Here is a 3,196-nt window from a genome sequence, read left to right on the forward strand (position 1 = left end):
TTATGTATTAGATTAGGATTCTTATAGATACAAGAAACTATATTAGCCTCACAGTTTACTTTATACTCCTTTACCTTGTTATAAGTTTCAATTTGTTCTTGTATAAATGGTGTTGTTTTACAATTTCCTGCAACCAATTAAACACCTCTTACCAAATATCATCAAAAATTTTATTATGATACTCCTTTGTCTTTTTTGTATATTGAGATTGAAATTTGTCTATATCCAAGCTCCTATATAATGCTTCATCTACAATTCTTTCTTTCTCTTTTAATTTTCTGTTATGATTTTTTATCTTTTTATCTATTTCGACAATACGAGGTTTGACAATTTTCACTATATAATTAAACTTGTGCATATCATCATTAAAAGTTTTACTACTTATGGAATACTTTATTGTGCTTAAACAAGATTTAAATGCCATATAAATCACATTATACGAATAAATAATCTTGCTATTTGAATGATATATATATTCATTGGTAGATAGGCTTTTAAGTTTTAAAATTATATTAGAAGGTAATTCCTCGTTTTGATATGCAAAAATATCGAATTTTACAAAATTATAAAGTTTATCCCATTCTTGATTTTCCTTTTCTATAATTTATCACCCCTTACTTTATCTGCAATACTAATTTAGCTACTAATATTGCAGACAAGAGGACATTCAGTTTAATTATTGTTCAATCATTGCTGCGACAGCTTTCATAGTTTCCAAGTCTATAATTTGCATAGGATTCTTATAGCCATATTCTGCACACTTTTCAAGAATTGGTTTTACAACAGCCATATTGGTTTTATTCTCGGTAATGTACTCAACAATCTTAGATTTAAGTTCATCAAGTTGTTTCTCAATTTTAGCATTGGCTTCCGCTTCTGCAATACGCTTTAAATTTTCAGCTTCTTCTTTATCATTCTCTTTTTTTCGCTCTTCTACAGTAACACCATTTTTATTAATTTCTGTTTTAATTGCATTAGTAATTGCTTCAATAAACTCATCAACATCTAAATTAATAGTTTCTTTGATATTTGAAAATCTTGAGCCTGAATCCACTACAAAAGAATCATCTCTAAACTTAATCTTTCTGGTTTCATCTTTGATAGTAGTCTTAATCTTTTCTTCTTTGGTAACAATATTCTTTTTGCCAGTTTTTTTCTTTTGCATTTCTCTATCGAAATAAGCTAAGCAAAGGAAATGAATATTCTTTTTTAGAGCATTAAAGTAATTTTGCTGTTGGTCGGAAGTAAGCATCTGATATGTTTCATCATTATAAATATCATTAATTTCTTTAGTTTTAACATGACCAATCCACCATACTTTAACACCAACACTTTCAAGCCTATCAACTTGTTCAAACATTAAATCTGTAACCTTTTTACCAGAATCAAAGCCCCAAGCTTGATTAAGTGTTTCTGCTCTTTTGTTTGGATTTTTTCTATTCCAAAGTTCAATAGCTCTTGAAATAGCCAGTGAAATATATTGATCATATGTATCAATAAAAACGACTCTAAGATTTGGATAATCTTCAGTTTTATTTTCTACAATATCATCAACAAACTCTACCCAATTATCCCAAGTTGGAATGTTTTCTGCAACGATTCCCTCGATTGCGTCAGCACCATGTTCTCTGAAAAGTTCTGCGAAAATATATCCATCTTCGCCGACCAGCTTTTCAGCAACTTCATAAAGAAGTGTAGTCTTGCCTATTTTAGGCTCTCCCAACATCATAAGAGAATAATTAAAAGGGTCTACTTTTACATGATTTTTCTTTCCAAATTTTCTTGCCATATTATATTTACCTCTTTCTATACTTTGCCACTTTGACTTGTTGTTATTAAGCTTTATCTACTATATGTAGTACAATACAACAATTATAAACACCATATATAGGTAAAATTCACTTATAAAATTAGAATTTTAAATTATTAGAATTTTTACTTAAATTTCATCAAGCCAAGACATATCATCTTCTGAACTTTCTGTCTTATTATCAGATTTAGAACTATCTATGATATTATCAAGATTAGTCTTATCTGCTACTTCATTTGCACTGTCTACTATCTTAGGAATGTCAATATACAAATCTTCGTCAGTATATCTTTCTTCAAATCTCTGTACAATATTAGTTGTTGTGCCATCATCATTGTATCTTTTACGAATATAAGGCTTGATAAGAACCATTCTTTTTTCATTCTTGCCATTTGTAGCACAAAGTTTCAAAGCTTCTTCTTCTGTATAACAACCAATATTTATAAGTTCCTTAATGTCATCTGGAATATCATCAACGGTCGGCATTACAGTAGCTCCGCCTTCGATAAATATTCCTTCAAAAGTAATCTGTGTATAACCTTTCTTTACTTTAAACAAAACATTAAAAGTTTTTCTTGTTAAAGCCTCATTGGAAAAGTCCATTTTAAATTCAAATGTTTTTGTATATGGATAATTTCCTCTATACTCTACTCCATTTATCTCTTTTACATAATCGAGAACTTTAGCATCTACATACATAATGCCTTTATCCTTATCAATATTTTTCAAACTTGCTGATTCCTTATCTATAAGAACAGACTGCCTAAAAGTTGCCTTAAAATCATTTTCACTTTCAACACCACTCAAAACAATGCTCTTGATATTTTTCTTAACTTGCACATTGCCTTGATACTCACTATATTGAAGGTCACCAGTAACTCTTACTATCATTCCATTAACAATATGTTCTTTTATGTAAGTAATAGCATCATATGTACTAAGAAAATTCTTATAAAATGTTTTACCTTTATTTTCTCCCTCGGCTACCTTTTCCAAACCCACGCAGTAAAATTGGTCGTTTCCGACAGTAGCAAGAATATCTTCGTTAAATCTATCTTCCCATGCAATTACTATACTCTTTGTATAATCCGTTCTATCTGGATTTTCTTCCTCTTTACCTTTTGTACGAATAACATTATCTGTTCTCTGTTTGTCGTAACCACCCATCATTGATGTGTAAATTACACCATACTTTTCACCACAATCAATACCAAGATTCAAAGAGTTGTAAACCCAATTTGATTTCTTAGATTGAGCATCAATCTCAAATGAATTATCTCTAACAATAGCCTTGCCAACCAAAGTAAATGTTGATACCCAATCTTTTTTCTTGATGTTATTTTTTGTATTTGTTGCCATTTAAACAACCACCTTTCTGAAATTCTG

3 protein-coding genes are annotated in these 3,196 nt (G+C 29.7%); all 3 read right to left on the bottom strand.

What is annotated here, in order from left to right:
- Positions 1 to 148: 148 nt before the first annotated feature.
- The gene (locus QZ357_RS08730; RefSeq protein WP_022265562.1) at positions 149 to 424 is read right to left on the bottom strand and encodes a hypothetical protein; all 276 of its coding nucleotides are present in this window, start codon (positions 422 to 424) and stop codon (positions 149 to 151) included.
- Positions 425 to 676: 252 nt separating this feature from the next.
- Positions 677 to 1,789 carry an AAA family ATPase gene (locus QZ357_RS08735; protein ID WP_290776269.1) on the bottom strand — a complete coding sequence of 371 codons (1,113 nt, stop codon included), beginning with the start codon at positions 1,787 to 1,789 and terminating at the stop codon, positions 677 to 679.
- A 150-nt stretch (positions 1,790 to 1,939) separates the two neighbouring features.
- Positions 1,940 to 3,169, bottom strand: coding sequence for a hypothetical protein (locus QZ357_RS08740; RefSeq protein ID WP_290776271.1), 1,230 nt, complete (start codon positions 3,167 to 3,169; stop codon positions 1,940 to 1,942).
- Positions 3,170 to 3,196: the final 27 nt, after the last annotated feature.

Origin of the sequence: Anaerofustis sp., from assembly GCF_019420015.1 — a bacterium.
Taxonomy (GTDB): Bacteria; Bacillota; Clostridia; order Eubacteriales; family Anaerofustaceae; genus Anaerofustis.